Genomic DNA, 2,733 nt, shown 5'->3' on the forward strand with positions numbered 1-2,733 from the left:
GTTCGGAGACCATGCTCCCGATCCTGGCAGGCGAGGAGCAGAATGCCGTCATGAGCGCCGCCGCCGTCGCCGCCGGACTCGACGTGGTCGGCGTCTTCACCTTCCCGGGCCACAGCTACGCGCTCGAGGCGCGCCCCGCCGCCGCGCGCGACGAAGCGGAGGCGCTCGCCGCGGCCGCCGCGTCCCTCGCCTCCGTCGGCGTCACGGCCCGCGTCATCAGCGGAGGCTCCACTCCGTCCGCCGACTTCGCCGACGCGGGAGTGCTCACGGAGCTGCGCCCGGGCGTCTCGTCGCTCGGCGACGCCCAGCAGTGGGAGATGGGCACGATCGGGCCGGAGTCGATCGCCGTGACGGTTCTCGCCACGATCGTCTCGCGGCACGACGGCCGGCTGATCGCCGACGCGGGCAGCAAGGTCCTCTCCTCGGATCGCGGGGCCGCCTCGAGCGGCTTCGGGCGGCTGCCCGAGCATCCCCAGGCGCGCGTCACCGTGCTCTCGGAGCACCACGCCACGATCACCGGGATCGACCTGCCGCTCGGCTCGCGGGTGCGCATCGCTCCCAACCACGTCTGCGTCGCGGTGAACCTGGCCGACGAGTACCGGGTGCTGCTGGCCGACGGGGGAGCGGTTGCGTGGCCGGTGGACGCCCGGGGCGCAACGGCTAGAGCGCCGGGCGCTGCCGGGGGATCCGCAGGCCGACGAGCGCCGCGAGCCCCAGCAGCACGAAGGCCGACCCGAAGGCGGCGGTCGGCGAGGCCGCGTCCGCCAGCAGGCCGGCGAGCAGCGGGCCGATCACGCCGCCGAGGTCCGACGCCGCCTGGAACACCGAGACCGGACGTCCGCCGCGATCGCCCGCGGCGTCGCCGACGAGCGCCCCCGGTGCCGTCCCCATGAACGCGGCCGCCGCTCCGTAGAGGCAGAGCAGCACCACGAGCAGCCACAGGTCCGACACGAGCGGCATCGCGAGCATCGCCAGCGCCGCGACGGCGAAGCCGCCGATCAGCGCGGGCCGACGACCGACCGTGTCGACGAAGCGGCCGGCCGGGGCGAGCGCCACCGTCTGCACCACGGCCGCGATCGCGAAGGCGATGCCCGTCCACGCCGGGTCGTCGCCGAGGCCCTCGACCACCAGCACCGGCACCAGCGTCGCCCGCACGCCCATCGCCGACCAGCCGAGCGCGAAGTTCGCGAGCACGGCGCTCTGGTACCGGCGGTCGCGCACGACCTCGCGCATCGGACGGACGACCGCGGTCGTCCCCGCCGCCGCGTCCCGCTCGGGGCGGCGCAGCAGCACCAGTCCGACCAGTCCCGCGACGGCGAGGGTGCCCGCGTAGAAGAAGAAGGGAGCGGTCAGCGAGATCGCGGTCAGCACTCCGCCGACGGCCGGACCCGCCATGCCGCCGAGCAGGAACCCGCCCTGGTAGAAGCCGATCGAGCGACCGCGCCGCTCCGGTGCCGCCGTGCGCAGGAGGAGCGTCATCGCCGCGACCGAGAACATCGCCGAGCCGATCCCGCCCGCGCCGCGCAGCAGCAGCAGATGCAGGTAGTCGCCGGCGAGCCCCACCAGCGCGCTCGACAGCGCCACGATGCCGATGCCCGTCGCGAGCACCACGCGCTCGCCGAGCCGGTCGACGAGCGGCCCGACGAACGGGTTCGCGACCAGCCGCATGAGCGCGAACGCCGACACGACCGCGCCGACCTCCACGTAGCCGACGCCGAAGCTGCGCACGTACACGGGCAGCACGGGGACGACGACGCCGAAGCCCAGCATCACGAAGAACGCGACGATCCCGAGGACCAGGACGTCGCGCGGAAGCCTCTCGCGCTCGCCCCGCTGCTGCCACGGAAGTCTCACCCCCCGACGCTACCCGCTGCCCGCGCCGTCCCCGAATCGGGGGTGAGGGGGGTGCGCGTCCGGGCCCGTGCTCGTTCTGCGACGGAGGGGCGGGGCTCTCAGCGCAGCGCTGCGCTCTCGGCGTCGTAGAGGGCCTTCACCTCGGCGGCCGTCAGCGCCCGGTCCCAGACGCGTACCTTGGCGACGGTGCCGCGGGCGAAGTTGCCGGCCTTGCCCGTGAGCTGGACGCCTCCGACCGTGAAGTCGCCCGCGACCGGGTTCAGCCCGTACGGGAACAGGTAGGGGTTCTTCGCGTACGTGTTGCCGAGCCTGTCGGTGTACCTCGGGTAGGCGGTCGCGACGCCGTCGAGGTACGAGACCGCCTGCGCGCCGTCGTAGGTGCCGACGTGCAGCTGCCAGACGGAGCGCGTCATCCTCGTGCCGGAGGCGGAGTAGTCGCGGGAGTAGGGGTACCCCGGGGTCGGCCCGCCCGATCGCGAGACGTGGAAGTTGGCACGGTCGGCACCGCCGTAGGTCCCGAGGTCGTAGAACAGGCCGTAGGAGCGGCGCGGCTGGTTCGCGTCCTCGGTCCACGAGCCGGCGATGAATCCCGTGTCGGTGTCGGTGGCCCGCACCCACGCGGCCACCGTGGCCGTGTTCGTCGACGCGCCGACCGTGAGCCTGCCTGTGGAGGCGGCCGGCAGGCGCAAGTAGCTGGAGCCCGTGAGCGAGAGGCCCGTGCCCCAGGGAGTCGCGACACGGGTCGCGGCCGTCCGTCCGGCCTGCGCGAGCGGCAGGTCGCCCGCCGTGGTGCGGAACGGGGCGGCCGACTCGGTGAAGTCCCACTGCGCGATCGGCGCGGGCACGCCGACGGGGACGCCGGAGGGAGCGGGGGAGGGG

At 74.5% G+C, this 2,733-nt stretch carries 2 protein-coding genes and 1 pseudogene; 1 reads left to right on the top strand and 2 read right to left on the bottom strand.

Annotation, left to right across the window (positions count from 1 at the left end):
- Window positions 1–317: 317 nt before the first annotated feature.
- A pseudogene (locus NB037_RS20035) lies at window positions 318–545 on the top strand (D-TA family PLP-dependent enzyme); the annotation flags it as partial.
- A 115-nt stretch (window positions 546–660) separates the two neighbouring features.
- On the opposite strand, the gene NB037_RS19130 reads toward NB037_RS20035, so the two are convergent.
- Complete coding sequence (locus tag NB037_RS19130; protein ID WP_251948619.1) at window positions 661–1,854, bottom strand: MFS transporter; 1,194 nt, start codon at window positions 1,852–1,854, stop codon at window positions 661–663.
- A gap of 98 nt (window positions 1,855–1,952) precedes the next feature.
- Window positions 1,953–2,733: LamG-like jellyroll fold domain-containing protein (locus NB037_RS19135; protein ID WP_251948623.1), on the bottom strand; the 781-nt coding region annotated here is incomplete at its 5' end.

The organism is Rathayibacter rubneri (assembly GCF_023743255.1).
GTDB lineage: Bacteria > Actinomycetota > Actinomycetes > Actinomycetales > Microbacteriaceae > Rathayibacter > Rathayibacter rubneri.